This window comes from Burkholderia sp. E168m15 (assembly GCF_016586105.1).
Classification (GTDB): domain Bacteria; phylum Pseudomonadota; class Gammaproteobacteria; order Burkholderiales; family Burkholderiaceae; genus Burkholderia; species Burkholderia orbicola.
Map to the genome: position 1 here is coordinate 1 of NZ_BCPO01000243.1, position 1,124 is coordinate 1,124.

Annotated in this window: 1 protein-coding gene; it reads left to right on the forward strand. The window is 61.8% G+C overall.

What is annotated here, in order from left to right:
• A partial coding sequence (tuf, locus tag JMF86_RS34870) for an elongation factor Tu (protein WP_236593064.1) occupies positions 1–1,124 on the forward strand: 1,124 nt, incomplete at both ends.

Sequence of the window (1,124 nt, forward strand, 5' to 3'; positions counted from 1 at the left end):
GGTAAATTTGAGCGGACCAAGCCGCACGTGAACGTTGGTACGATTGGTCACGTTGACCACGGCAAGACGACGCTGACGGCAGCGATCACGACGGTGCTGACGAAGAAGTTCGGCGGCGAAGCGAAGGCATACGACCAGATCGACGCGGCACCGGAAGAAAAGGCGCGCGGCATCACGATCAACACGGCACACGTCGAGTACGAAACGGCTAACCGCCACTACGCACACGTCGACTGCCCGGGCCACGCTGACTATGTGAAGAACATGATCACGGGCGCAGCGCAGATGGACGGCGCGATCCTGGTTTGCTCGGCAGCAGACGGCCCGATGCCGCAAACGCGTGAGCACATCCTGCTGGCGCGTCAGGTTGGCGTTCCGTACATCATCGTGTTCCTGAACAAGTGCGACATGGTGGACGACGCGGAACTGCTCGAGCTGGTCGAGATGGAAGTTCGCGAACTCCTGTCGAAGTACGACTTCCCGGGCGACGACACGCCGATCGTGAAGGGTTCGGCGAAGCTGGCGCTGGAAGGCGACACGGGCGAGCTGGGCGAAGTGGCGATCATGAGCCTGGCCGACGCGCTGGACACGTACATCCCGACGCCGGAGCGTGCAGTTGACGGCGCGTTCCTGATGCCGGTGGAAGACGTGTTCTCGATCTCGGGCCGCGGTACGGTGGTGACGGGTCGTGTCGAGCGCGGCATCGTGAAGGTCGGCGAGGAAATCGAAATCGTCGGTATCAAGCCGACGGTGAAGACGACCTGCACGGGCGTTGAAATGTTCCGCAAGCTGCTGGACCAAGGTCAGGCAGGCGATAACGTGGGTATCCTGCTGCGCGGCACGAAGCGTGAAGACGTGGAGCGTGGCCAGGTTCTGGCGAAGCCGGGTTCGATCACGCCGCACACGCACTTCACGGCTGAAGTGTACGTGCTGAGCAAGGACGAAGGCGGCCGTCACACGCCGTTCTTCAACAACTACCGTCCGCAGTTCTACTTCCGTACGACGGACGTGACGGGCTCGATCGAGCTGCCGAAGGACAAGGAAATGGTGATGCCGGGCGACAACGTGTCGATCACGGTGAAGCTGATCGCTCCGATCGCGATGGAAGAAGGTCTGCGCTTCGC